21 protein-coding genes and 1 pseudogene are annotated in these 19,370 nt (G+C 65.4%); 15 read left to right on the plus strand and 7 right to left on the minus strand.

Annotated elements, in window-relative coordinates:
• Window positions 1-242: 242 nt before the first annotated feature.
• The 3 genes from AC50YA_RS17880 (at window position 243) to AC50YA_RS17890 (ending at window position 2,205) form a co-directional block, all read left to right on the plus strand.
• Entirely contained in the window at window positions 243-356 is a 114-nt protein-coding gene (locus tag AC50YA_RS17880; protein ID WP_494983571.1) for a helix-turn-helix domain-containing protein, read from the plus strand.
• A 272-nt stretch (window positions 357-628) separates the two neighbouring features.
• The gene (locus tag AC50YA_RS17885) at window positions 629-1,384 is read left to right on the plus strand and encodes a TspO-related membrane protein (protein ID WP_494983572.1); all 756 of its coding nucleotides are present in this window, start codon (window positions 629-631) and stop codon (window positions 1,382-1,384) included.
• Window positions 1,384-2,205, plus strand: a complete 822-nt coding sequence (locus AC50YA_RS17890) for a class I SAM-dependent methyltransferase (protein WP_494983573.1) — start codon at window positions 1,384-1,386, stop codon at window positions 2,203-2,205. Before AC50YA_RS17885 ends, AC50YA_RS17890 begins: the two co-directional genes overlap by 1 nt.
• Window positions 2,206-2,360: 155 nt before the next feature.
• Here the strand turns inward: AC50YA_RS17890 and AC50YA_RS17895 are convergent, their stop codons facing one another.
• Together AC50YA_RS17895 and AC50YA_RS17900 are read right to left on the minus strand one after the other, a co-directional pair.
• Window positions 2,361-3,104: an NAD(P)-dependent oxidoreductase gene (locus AC50YA_RS17895; RefSeq protein ID WP_494983574.1), complete on the minus strand. Its 744-nt coding sequence runs from the start codon at window positions 3,102-3,104 to the stop codon at window positions 2,361-2,363.
• The gene (locus tag AC50YA_RS17900; protein WP_494983575.1) at window positions 3,101-3,994 is read right to left on the minus strand and encodes an NmrA family NAD(P)-binding protein; all 894 of its coding nucleotides are present in this window, start codon (window positions 3,992-3,994) and stop codon (window positions 3,101-3,103) included. The genes AC50YA_RS17895 and AC50YA_RS17900 overlap by 4 nt, the downstream gene beginning before the upstream one ends.
• Window positions 3,995-4,200: 206 nt before the next feature.
• On the opposite strand from AC50YA_RS17900, the pseudogene AC50YA_RS17905 reads away from it, so the two are divergent.
• Both AC50YA_RS17905 and AC50YA_RS17910 read left to right on the plus strand, forming a co-directional pair.
• Window positions 4,201-4,541 (plus strand): annotated as a pseudogene (locus tag AC50YA_RS17905) (ATP-binding protein); the annotation flags it as partial.
• A 302-nt stretch (window positions 4,542-4,843) separates the two neighbouring features.
• On the plus strand, window positions 4,844-5,068 hold the full coding sequence (locus AC50YA_RS17910; protein ID WP_494983576.1) for a hypothetical protein: 225 nt from the start codon (window positions 4,844-4,846) through the stop codon (window positions 5,066-5,068).
• Between the two features lie 163 nt (window positions 5,069-5,231).
• Here AC50YA_RS17910 and AC50YA_RS17915 read toward each other — a convergent pair whose 3' ends face one another.
• Entirely contained in the window at window positions 5,232-5,798 is a 567-nt protein-coding gene (locus AC50YA_RS17915) for a TnsA-like heteromeric transposase endonuclease subunit (protein ID WP_494983577.1), read from the minus strand.
• Between the two features lie 497 nt (window positions 5,799-6,295).
• On the opposite strand from AC50YA_RS17915, the gene AC50YA_RS17920 reads away from it, so the two are divergent.
• The 5 genes from AC50YA_RS17920 to AC50YA_RS17940 all read left to right on the plus strand — a co-directional run bounded on the left by AC50YA_RS17920 (window position 6,296) and on the right by AC50YA_RS17940 (window position 10,371).
• On the plus strand, window positions 6,296-7,060 hold the full coding sequence (locus AC50YA_RS17920; protein ID WP_494983578.1) for a hypothetical protein: 765 nt from the start codon (window positions 6,296-6,298) through the stop codon (window positions 7,058-7,060).
• Window positions 7,061-7,183: a hypothetical protein gene (locus AC50YA_RS17925; RefSeq protein WP_494983579.1), complete on the plus strand. Its 123-nt coding sequence runs from the start codon at window positions 7,061-7,063 to the stop codon at window positions 7,181-7,183.
• 166 nt (window positions 7,184-7,349) lie between these two features.
• On the plus strand, window positions 7,350-8,531 hold the full coding sequence (locus AC50YA_RS17930; protein ID WP_494983580.1) for a type III polyketide synthase: 1,182 nt from the start codon (window positions 7,350-7,352) through the stop codon (window positions 8,529-8,531).
• 12 nt (window positions 8,532-8,543) lie between these two features.
• Window positions 8,544-9,236: a class I SAM-dependent methyltransferase gene (locus AC50YA_RS17935; protein ID WP_494983581.1), complete on the plus strand. Its 693-nt coding sequence runs from the start codon at window positions 8,544-8,546 to the stop codon at window positions 9,234-9,236.
• Window positions 9,229-10,371, plus strand: coding sequence for an FAD-dependent oxidoreductase (locus tag AC50YA_RS17940; protein WP_494983582.1), 1,143 nt, complete (start codon window positions 9,229-9,231; stop codon window positions 10,369-10,371). The genes AC50YA_RS17935 and AC50YA_RS17940 overlap by 8 nt, the downstream gene beginning before the upstream one ends.
• A gap of 25 nt (window positions 10,372-10,396) precedes the next feature.
• Here the strand turns inward: AC50YA_RS17940 and AC50YA_RS17945 are convergent, their stop codons facing one another.
• Window positions 10,397-10,816, minus strand: coding sequence for a nuclear transport factor 2 family protein (locus AC50YA_RS17945; RefSeq protein ID WP_494983583.1), 420 nt, complete (start codon window positions 10,814-10,816; stop codon window positions 10,397-10,399).
• 59 nt (window positions 10,817-10,875) lie between these two features.
• On the opposite strand from AC50YA_RS17945, the gene AC50YA_RS17950 reads away from it, so the two are divergent.
• Entirely contained in the window at window positions 10,876-11,541 is a 666-nt protein-coding gene (locus AC50YA_RS17950) for a peptide deformylase (protein ID WP_494983584.1), read from the plus strand.
• On the opposite strand, the gene AC50YA_RS17955 is transcribed toward AC50YA_RS17950, so the two are convergent.
• Complete coding sequence (locus tag AC50YA_RS17955; RefSeq protein ID WP_494983585.1) at window positions 11,538-13,547, minus strand: S9 family peptidase; 2,010 nt, start codon at window positions 13,545-13,547, stop codon at window positions 11,538-11,540. The genes AC50YA_RS17950 and AC50YA_RS17955 overlap by 4 nt on opposite strands.
• Window positions 13,548-13,647: 100 nt before the next feature.
• On the opposite strand from AC50YA_RS17955, the gene AC50YA_RS17960 reads away from it, so the two are divergent.
• The 4 genes from AC50YA_RS17960 to AC50YA_RS17975 all read left to right on the plus strand — a co-directional run bounded on the left by AC50YA_RS17960 (window position 13,648) and on the right by AC50YA_RS17975 (window position 16,682).
• Window positions 13,648-14,535, plus strand: coding sequence for a methyltransferase domain-containing protein (locus AC50YA_RS17960; RefSeq protein WP_494983586.1), 888 nt, complete (start codon window positions 13,648-13,650; stop codon window positions 14,533-14,535).
• Between the two features lie 102 nt (window positions 14,536-14,637).
• The gene (locus tag AC50YA_RS17965; protein WP_494983587.1) at window positions 14,638-15,102 is read left to right on the plus strand and encodes an NfeD family protein; all 465 of its coding nucleotides are present in this window, start codon (window positions 14,638-14,640) and stop codon (window positions 15,100-15,102) included.
• A gap of 32 nt (window positions 15,103-15,134) precedes the next feature.
• Window positions 15,135-16,085 (plus strand): SPFH domain-containing protein, encoded by a 951-nt coding sequence (locus tag AC50YA_RS17970; protein ID WP_494983588.1) that lies wholly within the window; start codon window positions 15,135-15,137, stop codon window positions 16,083-16,085.
• Window positions 16,086-16,334: 249 nt separating this feature from the next.
• Complete coding sequence (locus tag AC50YA_RS17975; protein ID WP_494983589.1) at window positions 16,335-16,682, plus strand: RNA polymerase-binding protein RbpA; 348 nt, start codon at window positions 16,335-16,337, stop codon at window positions 16,680-16,682.
• A gap of 132 nt (window positions 16,683-16,814) precedes the next feature.
• Here the strand turns inward: AC50YA_RS17975 and AC50YA_RS17980 are convergent, their stop codons facing one another.
• Both AC50YA_RS17980 and AC50YA_RS17985 read right to left on the minus strand, forming a co-directional pair.
• Window positions 16,815-17,558 carry a polyprenol monophosphomannose synthase gene (locus tag AC50YA_RS17980; RefSeq protein ID WP_494983590.1) on the minus strand — a complete coding sequence of 248 codons (744 nt, stop codon included), beginning with the start codon at window positions 17,556-17,558 and terminating at the stop codon, window positions 16,815-16,817.
• A gap of 117 nt (window positions 17,559-17,675) precedes the next feature.
• Complete coding sequence (locus AC50YA_RS17985) at window positions 17,676-19,343, minus strand: amidohydrolase (RefSeq protein WP_494983591.1); 1,668 nt, start codon at window positions 19,341-19,343, stop codon at window positions 17,676-17,678.
• Window positions 19,344-19,370 lie beyond the last annotated feature (27 nt).

Raw genomic sequence — 19,370 nt, forward strand, 5'->3', positions numbered from 1 at the left:
CAGACGTTAACATCATGCAACCGTCCCCGCCGTCAGGCTACAGCCGGTAAGCCGGCCGCCCCCTATTTTCGACCCCCACGGCGCGGCAGCGCCCCTGGACCGCTGAAAACGGCTTCCCGGGCCCGCGAACGCGCAGCCCACGCCCGTGCCGTTGCTGGTGCTAAGGGAAAAGGATCGGCCGGCCAGCGTGGTCGATCCAGCGAAACTAGCCCTACGCCGCACACCTTCGCGACCAGGAGGATGTGTCCATCTCCGAGATCGTCAAAGCTACGGGTATCACCCGCTCCAGCCTCTACCGTCACCTGCCGCCCCGGCCCCCAGAAACGCTGACCGCCGAGCACCAGCAGAACGCCTAAGAGAACGGCCCCAGCGTCCGGATCGGTTGGTGCACGCGACTTCGAACAAAACGACGGCCGGTGCAGACGACTTCGAGTGCTTCCGTGTCCGGAGTCGCCTGCACCAGTCCCGTACTTCCGCAGGAGCCAGTGCAGACGACTTCTGAAACTGACAAGTCGGCTGGTTTGTAGCGAATACGGTCCTTTCTGGACCAGGTAATCCCGGTGGGTTGTTGAGAGCCCCGGGCACCGGGGGCATACTGGAAGGCACGAGCGGCGAAAGCGGGTCTGCGATGGTTGACCGTGATGCGGTGCGGCAGGTCGCCGTGGCGGCGGCGTTGGGCGGGGGATTTCTTGCCGGGATCTCCGGCGACTACGGGAGTGCCGCCCGGAGTCCGAGTCTGGTGCTGCCCGCTGATTACTCTTTCGCTATTTGGGCGCCGATCTATGCTGGCGTGCTGAGTCATGCCATTTATCAGATTCTGCCGTCCCGGCGGCAGGACCCGGTGCTGCGCCGCACAGGATGGGCGACAGCGTCAGCGGTAGGACTGTCCGGGACGTGGGTGTGGGTACAGGACATCCCGGTGTTGCAGTTCCCTCTGAATGCGGCCACTGCCGCGGCTGCCGGCCGGGCATATCTGCAGGCGGCACCGGTGGACGAGATGGAACGAGCCTCGGTGGGCGGGCGGTGGCTGGTGCGGGCGCCGTTGGGATTGTTCGCTGGGTGGATCACGTTGGCTTCGGTTGCGGCCACCACGGAAATCCTGATCACCATTGGGGTGAAAGCCCCGTGGCCTGGCCCGGAGGCTTGGAGTGCGGTGGCGCTGACAGGTGTGGTCGGGGCCGTGGCCGCGGTGGCCTGGTGGCGGCCGGTGTCCTTGGGCTATCCCTTGGCTGTGGCCTGGGGGCTCGCGGGAGTCGCGGCCCGAATCCTGCCTTCACACCGGCTCCCGGGGGTGACGGCTGTACTTGGGGCGGCCGCCGTAGCCTTCGCCGGCCGGGGCGGGGCCCCACGGGCGCAGTCCCGCCGCGGACATATATTTGGATGATGTCCTCCCGAGTAAGAGTCCTGCGCTCCGTCCTGCAGAAGTACCTGATGATCCCCAGGCTCATCAGCCTGTCCCGCGCCGCGCCCAAGAATCGGAACGTGGCCTGGGATAGGTACTGGGCCGGAATCGACCACACAGGCGCCCAAGGTGAGGTCCTGTGGGACGCCGGGAACGACCAGGAACTCATGGGCTACCAGGAGATCCTGCAGCGCCACCTGGACCCTGAGCTTCCGGTGGTGGATATTGGGTGCGGCCACGGCAGCTTCACCCGGGCACTGGCCGCATTCTTTCCCCAGGTCCTGGGAGTTGATGTCTCCGCCCATGCCGTGGCGCGGGCAACGGCCGAATCCGCCGGAATGGAAAACATCAGCTACTTGGCCCGCGACATGACGGCACCGGGGGCCGGCTCCGGCCTGACCGGCTCAACCGACGCCAACGTCTTCATCCGCGGGGTACTCCACGTTCTGGACAGCGTAGGCCAGGCGGCCCTGGTTGCGAATCTGCGGGAAATCGTCGGAACCCGCGGCACCGTGTTCCTGGTCGAAACCAATTTCCGGAAGAATCCTGTGGAGTACGTGGCACATCTGGGTGCCACAACGCGGGCCATCCCTGCACCGCTTGAACGAGCCATCCGTGAGCTGCCCATGCCCGGCCACTTCGGCCCTTCAGAACGCGCGACGGTGATGCCGCAGGAAGCCTGGGAACTGGCGGATGACGGGCCCACGACCATCCAGACAAACCCTATGACCTCAGCGGCGGGCGCCAGCCTGATCCCCGGATATTACGCCGTGCTGAGAGCCCGGCCAGGGGCACGGCACTAGCGCAGCCACCCCGGAATCGTCCGGCACTCATTGTCGCCGTACTGGTGACAATGTCGAAGGCTACCAGGCAGCACATCCGGTACGGGCCGATGTGTAGCGGCTGATCAGTTGCGTACGCCCGCCGCTGTAAGGCGGTGCAAGAGCAGGGAGAATGCTCATGCGCCGGCCGGTTTCAGTCTCCTTCGCGGATATTCACTGCCCGGTGGCAGAAGCCTCCACTGGCAGAGCGTGCTGGCACAGTTCCTGATCTCGGCCACCGGCCGGATGTTAGCTGTCGGCCGCGAAGGGTGCCTGCTGCGTGTATTGGTGTGTGGTTGCAAAGTCCAACAGGAGTGTCGCCAGTGCTGCCCGGTGCAACGCCGTTCCGTGGGGCGGGGTGTGTGGGTCGATGACGGGTGGTGTGCTGGTTTCGCCGTCGACGAGGCGGGGGACCGGATCAGCGTCCACTGCAGTCCGCTGGAATGCCAGGCCTGGTACTCGCGTTTCCTGTCAGCCGATGCTGCTCCTGCGAGGGTCCGTGCCAGGGCTTCTATGAACCGGTCCCGTGGGCCTTTTTGGTCGCCGGGGACATCGAGGCCGCCCACACTGACGCCGACGAACCGGCTGACGCCCGTGGTTTTAATCGCCGTGATGGTGTTCCTGGCGAGAATGGTATGCAGCTCCTGGTTGCGGCCCCGGGCGCCCACTGCCGAGATCACGGCGTCGGCGCCTTTGATGACGCGGGCGAGGGTTTCCGGGTCGTGGACGTCGCCCTCGACCAGGGTGACGTCTTCGCTGCGGAGGCTCACGAGGCTTTCGGGGTTGCGGGCGAGAGCGGTCACCTGGTGGCCGCGCGCCACGGCTGCGGTGAGGACAGGGCCGCCGGTTCGTCCGGTGGCTCCGAGCAGTGCAATTCTCATGGGGTTTCCTTGCCGGTGAGGGTGGGGTTCCAGGTTTCGCGTTCCCGGTGGGCGAATTCGGCGAAGCTGATCGGGTCCCGGCCCAGTACGTGGTGCACGGTGTCGGTCAGGCTGCCAGCCAGCCCGAGCCGGGCTGTGGTGTAGATGGCGGCCGTGACGATGACCATGCCCCAGGGCATTCCCAGGGTCCGGCGGGCGTGCCGGAGGTAGCGGAAGATGCCGGGCCGGGCATACCGGATGGGGCGGCCGAGCTCGTCAGTCAGGATCTGAGCGATCTGTTCGTACGTTAGCGCTTCGTTCCCGGTCACAGTCCACGCGGTGTCCCGGTGCGCGGCGGGATCCAGCAGCGCTGCGGCGACGACGGCGCCGACGTCTTCGCCGTCAACGAACGCGGTCGCGCCGCGGCCGGCTGGAACCACGATCTCGTCGCGGTCGCGGATGTCGGTCAGGTGGGTGGTTGAGAGGTTTTGGTGGAAGAAGGAGGCCCGCACGAACGTCCAGGAGGCACCGGAGGCGCGGAGCCATGCTTCGATGGCGGCGTGCGGGACGGCCTTGTTCTTCCCAGCACCCTGGAGGGAAAGGAACACCATCTGTTCGACCCCGCAGGCGCGCGCGTACTCGAGGGCAGGAATGATCTGAGTCTTCGGCTTGCCCAGATGCGGCGGGCGCAGCAGAAACATCTGGCGGACCCCGTCTAACACGCCCGGCCAGGTCATCTCATCGGTGAAATCGAGGGAGACGGCCTCAACCCGCTGCCCGAACATCCGCCTTACCGACTCCGTGCTGCGGCCGGCCGCACGGACTCTTCGCCCAGAAGCCAGCAGTTGTTCCACCACGACCCGGCCGATATTGCCTGTGGCCCCGGTAACCAGGATCACCTCACCCGCCATCAAGCGCCTTCCTTTCTGCTGATCCTGAGGCTAACAAACCCACCGTGGTGTCGGCTTGGCCAGCTGGCCGACGTACCACTACCTCATCGTTGGCGGCGTCGTACCTTCGAGGGCTGTTGTCTGTGCTGCGCCAGACATTCGTACTGGGTCCAGGTATGGCCTGAAGCTGACGCCTCGTGAAGAAGAAAAGACGCGCACGGGACGCTAGGGCCGCTTGTGAGCTCGTCGAGGCAGAGGCCGAAAAGGTCCCGGCCAAAACAATCGCCCGCTACGGACGGGTGGATCTGCTCTACATCGGCGAACTCGGATGCATGGAACCGGACAAACGCGGAGCGGAACTTCTCTTCCAGGTCCTCACCGAACGCGAAGAAAAAGCCTCGGTGGCGATCGCCACCAACGAATCCTTCTTCGGATGGACGAAGACCTTCACCGACACGCGCCTGTGCGCCGCGATCTTGGACAGGCTCACGTTCAAAGGAACCAATATCGAAACCGGCGCGGATTCCTACGCCTCGCCCACACCCTGCAACAGCATCCCGGCCGCTAACTGGCTTCCCTGTGGACCTGACCTCTACCTGCTTGAGTGTGCTGTACGGGACACCCGCTCCCTGTAAAGCCCCCTTTTGGATTGGCACCGATCGGCGCAGCTCACGGCACAGGAACAGCGCGGACCGATCGGCTCCCCGCCACCAGACCATCGTAAGGCCGGAACGATCACCCGCCCGGGCCATTGTGGCGCTCCCCGGCCGCGGCTTACACTCAGGAACGCTACCTAGCCCTCTCAACGCGTTCTGATGGAGTCACAGTGAACAGCATCCACTGCAGTCCCCATATCCGAGACACCGCACGATGACAACGCTGCAGCTGTCCCACCTCATCAACGATCCCCGCGGACCGGAAAAGGTCCTCCCCACCCTGACGGCCCAAGAGCTCAGCAAACTCATCGATGCCCTGTACCGGAACCTTGACACACCCTCACCCGCACTCGAGGCAGAGACCTGGTACGAACTCGCGGTCGAGGAAGACCTCCGCAGGTCCACCCCAACCGAAAACGCTACCCGCGGCCTGGCCTAGGCTCGCCAGCCCGGCTTTTCCGACCGACCGGCCGCGCCACTCTTGGCGTGGGAGGCCTCTGCTCTGCGGAGGGTCCTCTTACATACGGCCCGCGACAAGGTCCGGGTCACCCTCGAAATCCGCACTGCCAGCCTCCTGCACAGGTGCCGAGGACGCGGGCCCTTCATCGGGCGTCCTCAAGTACCGCCACACGCCTAACCCGACGATAGCCAGCAAACCGGCGATCCACCACACCTCCGGTGAAGACCTCGTAGTCCCATCCGGCGGCCTCGCAGGCTTCGCGGGTCAGGCCGAACTGGCGCTCCGCGGACCGGACACGGCCTGCCGGCTTAACGTCGACGACCCGGCCCGTGCCGTCCCGCAGCCGGACGAAGAAGTCGGGCGCGTGCCCCCGTGCGCCCTCGGTCCCGCGCGGCCACAGGAACGCGAACGGCTGGGACGCGACCCCAACGACGTCCCGGTCATGGTCCGCCGAGAGCGGGAAGTCGCGCTCCAGCAGGCTCTCGAACCCCACATGGGACCGCACCGTGCTGGACCACCACATGCCCTCGTAGTTCCGCTTGCCCGGCCACGAGAAGAACGCCCGCACCGGAAGCGCCGACTCAAGCGCGAGCGATGCCAGAGCCGCAGAAAGCGGCGCATTCGCCATCCGCCCGTCCAGGCGCGCCAGCACACGGGTCTCGTCCGTCATGTTCGAAGGCATCGACCTCAGCGCGCGTGCAGCATCCATGGTGGCCACATTAACTGAGACAAACCCCAGAAACCCGTAGGTGGCCAGGTAAGTTGCGAAACTCGCCAACTAAATTGAGACAGGACAAGCGGAAGCCCTATCGGAGACCCCTCTTGGCCGCAGGCTTACATAATGTAGATTATCGGCGTTATTTGAGCGGTTGGAGCGGCCAACGTTAAGCCGACGTTAAGCGGTGGCATTCCGGGCCTCCGTCCGATATTGCCGCAGATCAGGTCCGGCGTGCCGCTCGTACGGCTAAATCCCCGGTTCAAGCCGCCTGGAGGCGACACGCCAGGGATTGGCCTGTTCCGCGCCGCGCAAGGTAACGTTTAGGTCACCGGTCGGCGCACACGCCGAAAAGATCGCCCCAAATGCTCTTGCGTGTGGTAAGTCCCCAGACGGCAACGCCATTGCGTTTCCGCAGACCGTGTCTCCTCCGGGCAGGGCATCTCCCATGGGAATGCCCGTTCCGCACTCCCATGAAGAGGCAATTTTCCATGCGCAGAAATAATCTGCTGGCCGCCGGCATGCTCACGGTTCTACTCGCCACATCGGCCTGTGGCGCCGTCACCGGCGCCCCAAACTCACCGGCTCAGTCTTCGGGCTCGGCCGGCGACGGCGTTGAAGCCAGCTCCAGCACCCAGCCCGACAAATCGTCCGCAGAGGTTGGCGCCTCGCAGCGGGCCGCCGCCGAGAAAGCCGAGGCAGCAGCCGCAGCAAAGGCCGAAGCTGATGCCGCGGCCGCCCAAAAAACAGATGTAGAGTCGCTGGCAGCGAGCCCAGTCCCGGTTGCTGTTCCCGCGCCCGCCGTCGTACCTGCCGTAGTGGCAGCGGCCCCGAAGCCGGCACCGGCACCCGTCCAGCCGGCGTCGTCCTCCGAGCACATTGTCAACACCACGTACACAACGGCGTACACCTGGCATGACAACACGCCGGCGGGCTCGGTTGCCATCAGCCACCCGGTACTGCACCAGACTGCCGGGGGCGCCGGCACCTACGCCGACCCAATCACGATCGCCGTGGGGCATACCCTCGCCACCGGCGAGGACGTGCTCGACTTCCCGGCCGGCACGAAGATCTACCTTCCGGACGTCCGCCGCTACTTTATCGTCGAAGACACCTGCGGCGACGGCAACGATCACCAGGGCGGCCCGTGTCACCAGGGTGTTAATGCCAACGGCACCAACTCGACCATCTGGATCGACATGTGGATCGGCGGCCAGAGCATGAGTGCTGACGGTGCTGGTAACTGTGCCAGCTAGGTGACAGACGTCCAGACCGCCGTCTTCAACCCGGCAAGCAACTACGCAGTAGCACCGGGGGCAGGTGTCATCCATGACGGCAAGTGCGATGCCGGCTATGGCAACTCGCTCCTGAAGCAGTAAGTAGCAGGGAACTGGCCGCCGGATACAACCGGAGGCCAGGAGGGGGCCGGCGATAATTCGCCGGCCCCCTCTTTTTTGCGTCCGGAACACCTGCCGGCGGCATAGGAACCGGCGGCCCGCCAGCCGGGCCATTGTCTAATCCCGCGTGCTCGCCAAGAATGAACCAATGACGGTCTACCTGCGTTCACTTGAAACTGCTGTTCCGCCGACTGTACTTGTCCAGGCCGAAGCCCGTGATGTTTTTGCGGCCCAGCCGGGCCTGACAAGGTTGGGCTCACGGCTGGTGAGCACCTGCTTCGAGTCAGCCGCCATCGATACCCGCCATACCGCTGTCGAAGAAATGACCATGGCGTTCCGCTCGGACGATCCGCAGTTCTTTGATCCCGCCACGGGCCTGCTCCTGAACCCCACCACCAAGGTGCGCAACGAGATCTTCGCCCGGGAAGTCACCAAGCTTTTCATCGAGTCCGCGCAGGCTGCCGTGGACGCCTGCCCGGATCTCTCCGTGCTTGACATAACCCACGTCATTACCGTCTCCTGCACCGGGTTCTTCAACCCCGGCCCTGACTATAAGATCGTCCGCGCGTTGGGGTTGGACCCGGCCGTCCAGCGTTATCACCTCGGATTCATGGGCTGCTATGCCGCCTTTCCGGCACTGCGGGCCGCCAAATCCTTCTGCGAAGCAGATCCGCAAGCGGTGGTCCTGGTGGTCTGTGCCGAGCTGTGCTCCCTGCACGTACGGACATCCAATGATCCGGACACCATCATGGGTTCGGCACTTTTCGCCGACGGCGCGGCGGCAGCCATCATTACGGCCCGGAACGATCCGGACGCACCTGCCCTGATGCGGCTGGACCACTTCGAAACCGTCCTTACGCCTGTGGGCGAGGAATCCATGGCCTGGAACATCGGCGACCACGGCTTTGAGATGGTGCTGGGCAACTACGTCCCCCACATCATCGACGATCACATCATCGGCGCCCTCACGCCGCTGCTGGCCCGGGATCCCTCGTTGCGTGGACTCCCCTACCGGGACATCCGCCATTGGGCCATCCATCCCGGCGGCCGGAGCATCCTGGACAAGGTCCAGACGCGCCTTGAACTCACGGACCAACAACTCGTTCCGGCACGGGATACCCTGCGGGACTACGGCAACATGAGCAGCGCCACCGTGCTGTTTGTCCTCCGGCACATCCTGGAGCAGCCACCGGTGGAGGGTGAGGAACGCATCTGCTCCATGGCGTTCGGCCCCGGACTCACGGTGGAAACCGGGCTCTTTACCAAACTCCGCCAGGCCGCCACCGAGAAACGGGCGGTGCAGCCCGAGGCGGCCTCGTCACTGGCCTGAACTGTGTCCCTGATGCGGCAACGGGCTGTGGACGCCGTGGAAATGATGGACTTGCCGGACTGCGACCCCACCAAACTGGAGCTCACGTACCAGCAGTTCGGACTGGTGAACCGGCTCTTCTCCGGCTGGCGGCGGCTGTACTGTCGCGAGCTTCGCCCTCTGCTCTCCCACGAAACTGTAACCACGCTCCTCGACATTGGATGCGGCGGAGGTGACCTGGCACGGCAGCTCACCCGCTGGTCCGCCCGGGACAAACTGCTGCTCGACGTCACCGGCATTGACCCGGACGCCAGGGCATACAGCTACTCGTCACGCCGCCCCCACCACGTCTCCATCCGGTTCCGCCAGTCGGACAGTGCCGACCTGGCCCGCGAAGGCCACCGGTTCGACGTCGTGATCTCGAACCACGTCATCCACCACCTCCAACCAGCGGACCTGGTGCAGCTCCTGACAGATTCGCAGGCCCTGGCGCGCCGGCTTTCCCTGCACAATGACCTGCGCCGGAACATCGCGGCCTATGCACTTTTCTCCCTGGCGGCCCTCCCCTTCCGCGGCTCGTTCATTCGTGCAGACGGCCTGACCTCGATCAGGCGCAGCTACACCCCGGCAGAACTCACCGCCGCCGCTCCCCCGGGCTGGCAGGTGGCGCGCCACTCCCCTTTTCACCAAGTCCTCATGCGCCGCCTGGACCATCCCGATGGTTGACGTGGTGATCGTGGGCGGCGGACCCGTGGGCCTCTATCTCGCCGCCCTGCTGCTGCAGGACGGCGTCACGGTGCGGGTCCTTGAACAGCGGCTCCACCGGGAACCTCACTCGCGGGCCATCGGCATCCATCCCCCCGCCCTCGCGGCACTGGACAGAGTGGGTGTGGCCAGCGCCATGGTCGGTGCCGGCGTGCAGATCCGCGGCGGGATTGCAGTCAGCGGCGGGAAGACCGTGGGGTCAATGTCCTTCGCTTCGGTCTCGGAGCGTTTTCCGTTTGTCCTGTCCCTCCCCCAGTTCACAACGGAATCCCTGCTGGAGCAGCGGGTACACGAACTCGATGGCGCAGCGCTCGTCAGGGGCGCCAGGGTGACGGAAATAGCGGACGACGGCGGACTGGTCACCGTCCACGCTGAGGCCACCAAGGCGGGCGGTGCCGGCAGCCGGATTACCTCACGTCTTTTGGTCGCCGCCGACGGCTCGCGGTCCCTGATGCGCAGCCTGCTGGGCATCCAGGTCACGTCCCGAAGTTATCCCGACCACTACGTGATGGGTGATTTCGCAGGTTCCGGCGAAAATCTGCACGAAGCCGTCCTGTACCTCGAAGCCGAAGGGATAGTGGAATCCTTTCCGCTGCCGGGCGGTCTCCGTCGCTGGGTGGTGAGGATTCGCCGGCCCGAACCGGTCCCGGACGCCGTCGAGCTGGCGCGGATGGTCCACCAGCGCACGGGGATCCGGCCGGACCCGGCCACCAACACCATGCTCAGTAGCTTCAGCCCCCGGTCCACGGTGGCGTGCCGATCGGTCGAGGGGCCGGCGGTCCTGATCGGTGATGCCGCCCATGAAATAAGCCCCATCGGCGGCCAAGGCATGAACCTTGGCTGGCTGGACGCCGCGGAACTCGCACCGATCATCTGTGCTGCCTTGGCCGGGAAACCGGTAGGCCGGCGCCTGCGCGCCTATTCCACGCGGCGTCGGAAAGCCGCCTCGGTGGCACGATGGCAGTCCGAAGTGAATATGACGCTGGGACGCCCGCTGGCGCCGTCGTTCCTGGCGTTGAGGAACCGCGCAGTCAGCGCGGCGTCCGGCATTCCGGCCGCCAACAGGCTGGTGGCCCGCCGGTTCACCATGCAGTGACCCCGGGCCGGAGGGCACCGCCGGGTCAGGAGTTCACGAAGTAGCAGTCGTAACTGTCCTGGCTGATGATCAGGCCGTCCCGGACTTCAAAGACCGACGACGTTCGGGCCCGAATGGTCTCCCCGGCATCCCAGTACCGCAGGTCCATCAGCGTCCTCGCCGACCAGTCAGCCTCCACCACAACGCGGCCGCCTTCGCAGGTAGTGCGGCGGATCTCAAACTTCTGGTCCGCCACTACTTCGCCGCTTTGATCGAGGCCGGCCATTGCCTGGCCCCGCGTCCGGGTGGAGCCTTCAGCCGCGAGCAGGTGCGGCGCCTCGACCAGCACGAAGTCCGCAGCGAGGAACGGCCCGATGGCCCCGCCGTCACCGCCGGCTTCCAGGGTCCGGATAAAGTCCAGGACAAGTTCCAGCGCGTTGGGTTCGGACTCCATCAGTTCAGCCATGGCATCGACATTAGCCGACGCGGCCGCCGCCGTGCGGCGTCCGCCGCTAGGCTTTCCGCATGACCGCCGTATCACCGCCCACTTCATTCACTTCTGCACAGCTGAGGGAACGGGTGCAGGAAATCCTGTCCGCAGGATCTCTGCCGCCCATCGTCCAGGCCGGGAATCCCGTACTCCGCCAGCGGGCCGCGGCCTTCGACGGCCAGATCAGCGCCGGCGAGCTGGACCAGTTGATTGCCCTCATGCGCGAAGTGATGCATGAGGCCCCTGGTGTGGGGCTGGCCGCCCCGCAACTCGGAATCCCGCTGCAGCTGGCTGTCCTTAAGGACCAGTACGACGTCGACCCAGAGGCCGCTGCACTGCGGCATCGTACTCCGCTGGAATTCCTCACCATCATCAACCCGCACTGCACCGCCGTCGGAACGGAAACCGCGGCGTTCTTTGAGGGGTGCCTCTCGCTGAGCGGCCTGCAGGCAGTGGTGGTACGCCCTGAACGGGTGCTGCTCCGGTTCGACGCCCCCGGAGGCCTGGCGTCGGAACGGGAGTTCGAGGGGTGGCAGGCGAGGATTGTGCAGCACGAGACCGATCACCTCCATGGCTCCCTGTATGTTGACCGTGCCGAGTTGAGGTCCTTGAGCTCCAACGCCGAGTACGCCGCTAACTGGGCCGAGCCGGGGATTGGAAAGGCCCGCGCCGCCTTGGGATTCCTGCCCGGGAAGCCCTAAAACGCCCACGCGTCATGCGGTACAGCTGCCGGATTCGCGTCGGTCGGGAGGAGCCTGGCCCACCATCGCAGGATGTGCTCGAACCTCTGCCGCCGGTGCTGTGGCCTGCCTGACCGGGAAAGTTCATGGTCCTCACCCGGGAATACCAGCAGCTGGGCTTCCACGCCCATCCGCTTCAGGGCCGTGAAATACCGCTGGCCCTGCTCCAGCGGACACCTGAGATCGTTTTCGCTGTGGATGACCAGCGTCGGAGTCTGCACGTTGCCCACGTGCTCGAACGGGCTTTGGGCGGCGACCTCCACCGCCGAGCCACCGAGGTATTCGCCGCTGAAGTACCAGCCAATGTCGGCCGAGCCCTCGAAACTGACAGGGTCCAGGAATCCACGCTCCACGATGGCTCCCTTGAACCTGTGGTGGTGCGCTATGGTCCAGGCGGTCAGGTATCCGCCGTACGAGCCGCCCATGATGCCCAGCCGGCCCGCGTCCAGCGCCGGAAATTTGGCCAGGGCGCCGTCCAGGAACGCGAGGACATCCGCCATATCATCGGTGCCAAAGCGGCCCTTGATGGCCAGCCCGTGGTCCCTGCCGTAGCCTGCAGAGCCTCGTGGATTGCACATCAGCACGGCGTACCCGGCTGCCGCGTAGACCTGGGCTTCGTCGAACAGGGCAACGGTGAACTGGGCGAAGGGCCCGCCATGGATGTTCAACAGGACCGGGTGCGGACCCTTGCCGGCAGGCCTGACCAGCCAGCCATGGACGGGATACCCATCGGACGCCGCAAACGTCAGTTCCTGCGGAACCACAATGTCCGACTGGGTCCGCAGAACGGCCGAAAAGTCTGTCAGCAGCCGCAACTGCCCGTCGTCGAGCACTGCAACGTCCCCGTGGGTGGACGGATCGCTGAACACCACGAGCAGCGAACCACCCGCCCAGGCAGCCCCCGTCACCACCTTGTCACCGTGCACCAGCAGGGCATGCCCGCCCGTCGCCCCCAGCTCGAGGAGCTCAACAGTGCCCTGCGCATTGTTCAGGACCAGGGCCCGGTCCGGCCCGCGGAGCTCAATCCGTGCACCCGGGGCTGCCACGTCCATCAGATCAGGGTCGGTCAGCTCAACCGGCACGCCGCCGTCGGCCGCGACACAGTACAAAACGGCGTTACGTGCCACGAAGTCCCGGCCCGAGCCGCCCAGGTCCCGGGCAATGTAGAACAGCCAATTGCCGTCCCGGGACTGCCGGACCTCCGTGACGCTTTGAGATGCGGCTGCTCCCGGATCGATCGGGACAGGGTCGCCGCCCGTGACCGGTACCCTGTAGATCAAGGCGGCCAGGTCGTCGTCGTTCTCCGGCGGTCCTGAAACAAAGTAGACGGACGATCCGTCGGCACTGAAAACCCCGGAGCTGGCGTCCGTGGCGAGCGATGTCAGCTGCCGGGCTGCCGGCAGCGACGGAGCCGCCGGCGGTGTCTGCGGCTCGCCACCAAGTTCCGGGACGTCCACGATGAACAGTTGCTGTGGTTTGTCGCGCGTGTAGCCAACGCCGTTCAGCCTGTACTGGTAGGAGGAGATCAACCGTGGCTCCTCCGCCTCCGCAGTGACGGCTTCGCTGCTGCCGTACCGTCCGGGGTCGGGCTCGCGGGAGCTGAAGACTATCCGGTGCGAATCGGGAGACCAGGCGAAGGACTCCACTCCGAGCAGCCTGTCGGTTATGACTTGGGGTTCGCCGCCGCCGGCCTCCACCACAACCAGCTGCGCTTTCGACGACGGTCCGCCCGTCCGGAGGAAGGCGAGGACCAGCCCGTCAGGAGAGAAGGCAGGGGCGGTGTCCCGAAAGCCCCTGGTAATTCGCCGCGGCAGCTGTTCGTGGTTCAGCGGGATGTTCCACAGCTGGCCCACGTAGGAATCAGTGTTGAAATCCGGCCTGGTTACCGACACAACAGCACGGCTGCCGTCCGGGTGAACGGCCGGCGCGGAGACGGAATTGAGCAGTGGGAGGTGTTCTGGCTTCACCCACGTGAGCCTAACGTGCGGCTTTCCCCCAGGCGAACACCCGGCCTGAACACTGGCGCGGCCGCAGCCGGGGCCCGCTCCCCGCCCTAAGATAGTCCGTATGCCATCAAGCCCTCGCCCTCCGCTGCGCTGCCCGTTGTGCGGCGCCGCACTGAATGCCCAGGGCGGCGCAGCTGACGCTGCCCGCAAGGCCCTGGTCTGCGGGTCCGGGCACAGTTTCGATGCGGCGAAGCAGGGCTACTTCAACCTGCTGGTGGGTAAGGGGACTGTCTTTGAAGCCGACACCGCCAAGATGGTGGCGGCCCGCTTCGCTTTCCTCGACGGCGGGCACTACCGTCCCCTGGCAGACGCTGTTGCGGCCGCCGTTGTGCCCGGGATAACCCCTGGTGAACCATTCACTGTCCTCGATTCGGGCACGGGTACTGGCCACTATCTCAGGGTGGTGCTGGATGAGGTGCAGCGGACTACCGGCAGTTGCACCGCCGTCGCGCTCGACATCTCCAAGTTCGCGCTTCGGCGCGCCGCGCGCCTCAACCCCGAGGCCATCAGCCTCGCCTGCGATGTGTGGCAGCCGCTTCCGGTGGCCGATGCCGCCGTCGACGCCATTACGGTGATCTTCGCTCCCCGCAATGCCGCCGAATTCGCCAGGGTCCTCCGCCCCGGCGGAAGGCTTGTGGTGGTGACGCCGCGCGCCGGACACTTGGCCGCCGTCGCCGCCGAGGCAGGGATGCTGTCCATCGAGGACGACAAGGACGCGCGGCTCGCAGAATCCCTCTCGGCGCACTTCGTCGCAGAGTCCACGCGGGACCTGGATATCCGGATGATACTTACGCCCAGCGAGGTGGCTGACCTGGTCTTTATGGGTCCGGCCGGGCACCACTTGGACCGCGCGGCCATCGCGGCCAAAATCGGTAACGGCGGGGTGTCCACCGAGGTGGAGGCACGATTCAGGATCACGGTCTTCCGCCTGGCGCTGTCCGCACCGTAACGACTTGGCCACGTTCAACGGACGCCCTTCACGCATCCTGCCGTCCTGCTTTCCGGCGGACTAGGATAATTAGACAGCTACCGGAAGGTCAAGGGGGACGGAATGTTTGAATGGCTCGGCGAAAACTGGTGGGCCCTCTGGCTCACAGCCTTCCTCGCGTTCGCAGTGATCGAAATGATCACCCTTGACCTGTTCTTCATCATGCTCGGCGGCGGAACACTTGCCGCGCTGGTCGCAGATTTTGCCGGCGCTGACCTGTGGCTGCAGATTGTGGTCTTCTGCGTCGTCTCACTGCTGATGATCGCCTTTGTCCGGCCGGTGGCACTAAGCCACCTGAAAAAGGGACCCGCCGACCAGCGCACCAACATCGACCGGCTCATTGGCGAGCAGGCCCTTGTGATGGAAGCAGTCAGCTCCACCGGCGGCCTCGTCAAGATCGGGGGCGATGTCTGGAGCGCCAGGTCCGCCGGCGGCGTCCTTCCTGCCGGCCAGAAGGCAGTGGTCTCCGCCATCGACGGCGCCACGGCAGTTGTCTCCCCACCGCCGGAGCAGTCCACACAGTCCTAAGTACAGCCTAACAATTGGGGAATAGGAGACGTATGGATAACGCAGGAGGAGCCGCCTTGGCCATTGTGCTGGTGGTCCTGATCGTGTTCGTGATTATTGTTTTGGTCCGCTCAGTGCGGATCATCCCGCAGGCGAGGGCCGGCGTCGTTGAACGGCTCGGCAAATACCAGCGGACCCTCAACCCGGGACTCACCATCCTGATCCCGTTCGTGGATCGGCTCCTGCCGCTCCTGGACCTCAGGGAGCAGGTGGTGTCCTTTCCACCGCAGCCGGTCATCACCGAAGACAACCTGGTGGTGTCCATCGACACCGTGGTGTATTTCCAGGTCACTGATCCGCGCGCCGCCACGTATGAAATTGCCAACTACATCCAGGCCGTGGAGCAGCTCACCACTACCACCCTGCGTAACGTCGTGGGCGGCCTGAACCTGGAAGAGGCACTCACCTCCCGCGACCAGATCAACGGCCAGCTGCGCGGCGTATTGGACGAGGCAACCGGCCGCTGGGGCATCCGCGTCTCGCGCGTGGAACTCAAGGCCATTGACCCGCCCCACTCCATCCAGGACTCGATGGAGAAGCAGATGCGGGCCGAGCGCGACCGCCGCGCTGCGATCCTCACCGCCGAAGGCACCAAGCAGTCTGCCATCCTCACGGCCGAGGGCCAGCGGCAAGCATCGATCCTTGCGGCCGAGGGCGACGCCAAGGCAGCCATCCTCCGTGCAGACGGTGAGGCACAGGCCATCCAGAAGGTCTTCGATGCCATCCACAAGGGCAACCCCGACCAGAAGCTGTTGGCCTACCAGTACCTGCAGACGCTTCCGAAGATCGCAGAGGGATCATCGAACAAGCTCTGGATCATTCCCAGCGAAATTGGTGAGGCACTCAAGGGCATCGGCCAGGCACTCGGCGGCAGCAATCCTGACCCGAGCGCGGGCGGCAGCGGGCTGTTCGACGAGGAACCCGCGAAACAGCCTGGGTCCTGACACGGATCTGCCTCATACAGGCCGGGAGGGGATTCGCGATTCGTCGCGGGTCCCCCTCCCGTTTTGCGGCTTGGCCCCACGCCGGTATAATTGGGTATTTGTCCGGTCGGACCAGATCCGCTGGAACAAGAATGCTTCGCAATGCGTTGAATCTTATGATGCAGCACAGTGCACACAGTAGTCCGGGGCGGTTATGCTGCACCGGCTTGCGTGGAGTCCTGCTCCGCGAACCGACCAGAGGGAGAAAACATGAGCGATCGCAGCCTGCGGGGTATGCGCCTTGGCGCGCAGAGCATGGAGACCGAGTCCGGCGTTGAGCCGGCTCCGCGCCAGCGTGTCGAATACCGGTGCGAGGACGGCGAGCAGGTCTTCGTGACGTTCTCTTCAGAGGCTGAAATTCCTCCTGTGTGGGTTTCAAAGACCGGCAAGGAAGCGCTCCTCGTTGATGGCGAACGTCCGGACACCAGCAACGAAAAGGCTGTCCGAACCCACTGGGACATGCTCCTGGAGCGCCGTTCCCTTCCGGAACTGGAGCAGATCCTCAAGGACCGGCTGACTATCCTGCGCGAACGCCGTGGCGAACGGCGCACTGCCTGATCCACTGGCGGCCAGAGTCTGGCTGACTGAGGTTTTCTGAACCAATTGATAAGGGCCGGTCAGGTAACGTGATCACGTTGCCTGACCGGCCCTTGTCATAAGCGTTTACTTCCGCTGCCCTTGCGGCGGATGTTAGCCCTGTGCCGGATCCTTCTTGCCCGTGAGCTTGTTCCAGCGTGCCTGCAGGCCCCACCTGGTGACGTTGACCATGGCCTCAACAACGATGTTGCCGCTCATCTTTGAAGCGCCGAGCTCGCGCTCCACGAACGTAATGGGGCGTTCCTCGATCCTGAGGCCCAGTTTGGCCACGCGCCACGCCAAGTCAACCTGGAAGCCGTAACCCACCGAGTCGACCTGATCGAGGTTCAGCTTTTCCAGGGTGGTCCGCCGGAAGGCGCGATAGCCGCCGGTGACATCCTTGATCTTCAGGCCCAGCATCAGCCGGGCGTACGTGCTGCCAATGCGTGAAATCGCCTGCCGGTACAGCGGCCAGTTGACCACGCTGCCACCGGGAACCCAGCGGGATCCCATGGCAAGGTCTGCCCCCTGTTCAACGGCTTCCAGCAACTGGGGAAGTTGTTCGGGCTGGTGGGAGCCGTCCGCATCCATTTCCACCAGGACGTCGTAGCCCGCTTCGAGTCCCCATTTGAACCCTGCGATGTAGGCGGCTCCCAGGCCTGCCTTGCCTTTGCGGTGCAGCACGTGGACCTGCGGATCCTCGGCGGCAAAGCCGTCCGCAAGCTGTCCGGTGCCGTCCGGGCTGTTGTCGTCCACCACCAGTACGTCCGAGGCAGGTACGGCTGCCCGGAGGCGTTGAAGAGTCTTGGGCAGCGATTCCAGCTCGTTGTAAGTAGGAATAATGGTGAGGACGCGCACAAAGGGCCTTCCTGGACGGGAGCGGTCGGAGCGGCTGATCTGAAGCGGAGTAGCTGGCGGTCAGGCGCAACTACCTATTATAGGGCGCTTTAGAGCGGCGCCGGCCGGTGTGTCCTGTCAGGACCGCAGTGCCGGACTGGAATACAGCTCGATGCCATCCTTCACGGTTTGCAGGCACACCGGGTCCACGCCGGTGTCCAGTGCCGGGAGAAGGGGCGTCCGGGCGCGCGGATCCGTGCTCCAGGACTGGACGCGTCCGTCAGCCACCTGGACCATCAGCTCCTCAACGTCCCAGACGGCGAAACTGGCTGGTGCGCCGGGAACCAATTGCCCGGCCATCGGGTTGTGGTACTTGGCTGCCCGCCACCCCGCGCGGGTGTGGCCAAGGAATGCTGCCCGGGCCGAGATGCGTTCAGCGTGGTTGTGGTGTTCCAGGCAGGCGCGGACGCTGGACCACGGGCGAAGCGGTGTTACGGGGCTGTCGCTGCCGAAGCAGATAGGGACCCCGGCAGCGTAGAACGAGGCAAACGGGTTCATGGACCGGCTCCGGCTCCCCAGGCGCTGCTCATACATTCCGCCTTCGTTCCCCCACGCAGCGTCGAAGCGCGGCTGGGCGCTGACGGTGACGGCGTAGCGGGCCAGCTGCTGCACAGCGTTGGCGTCTGCCAGTTCCACATGCTCGAAGCGGTGGCCGGCGGCACGGATCCGCTGCTCACCCACTTCGGCGGCCGCGAGTTCCAGGGCCTCAAGCGCGGCGTCCAGTCCCGCGTCGCCGATGACGTGGAAGCCGCCCTGGATGCCCAGCAGAGAGCAGGCCGCCAGGTGGGCGGCGGCCTGTTCTGCCGAAAGGTAGAGGCTGCCCCGGTCCCCCGCCGCGTCGGTGTAACCGGACCTCAAGGCTGCTGTCCGGGAGCCGATGGAACCGTCAATGTTCAGATCGCCTGCCAGACCGCGCACAGAGACGCCCAGTTCGTCCAGCAGCGCCCGGGCCTGATCCTCCGAGGTCGCCAGCTCGCCCCAATAGGCCAGGACCTCCGGGACAGCCGCTGGCATTGCCTCGTCGGCGGATGTGTTCCACGCGGCAGCAAGGCGAAGGTCGGAGACTCCGCCGATATGCGGCGCGGCCATCTCCGCCAGTGCCACGTAACCGTTTTCGGCCGCCTCGGTCAGAGCGCGCCGCTGATAGGCCAGGAGACTGGCCTCCGGGAGCCGCCGCGCTTCCTGACGCGCCGCCGTATGGGCAGCCCGCTTCACCTGTGACCCGGTGGTGTAGCCGTCGAGCCCGCCAAGCCCGGCGGCGGCAGCCAACGAGGACGAGACCAACGCCGAATGCGCATCCACCCTGGCCAGGAACACGGGCCTGCCCCCGGCCGCCTGCTCGAGTTCCTCGGCCGCCGGCAGGGCAGGGTCCTCCCACGTGGATTCATCCCAGCCGTGCCCCAGCAGCGGGCCGTCGCCTTTGGATGCAGCGACGGCATCGAGCAACTGCCGTGCGGAACGGATCCCGCCCAGCTGAAGGGAACCCAGCGCGATGCCGGTTTCCGTGAGGTGGACGTGGGAGTCAACAAACCCCGGCGCTACAAGGGCCCCGCGGAGGTCAATGATCTCCATGGAGCTGTCGGCAATGGATGATGCCGCCTGCTCGGAGCCGACCCAGGCAACGGTGTCTCCGTCAACTAGCATGGCGGTGGCAAAGGGGTCCGCTGCCGTGTAGACCGAGCCGTTGCGGTACAGGACCACCTTCCGCTCGTGCGGCGCGGGTGTGGTGGAACGTTCAATGGACATACGGGCGAAGCTCCTGGGGCTAGGGGG

The organism is Pseudarthrobacter sp. RHLT3-21 (assembly GCF_059383495.1).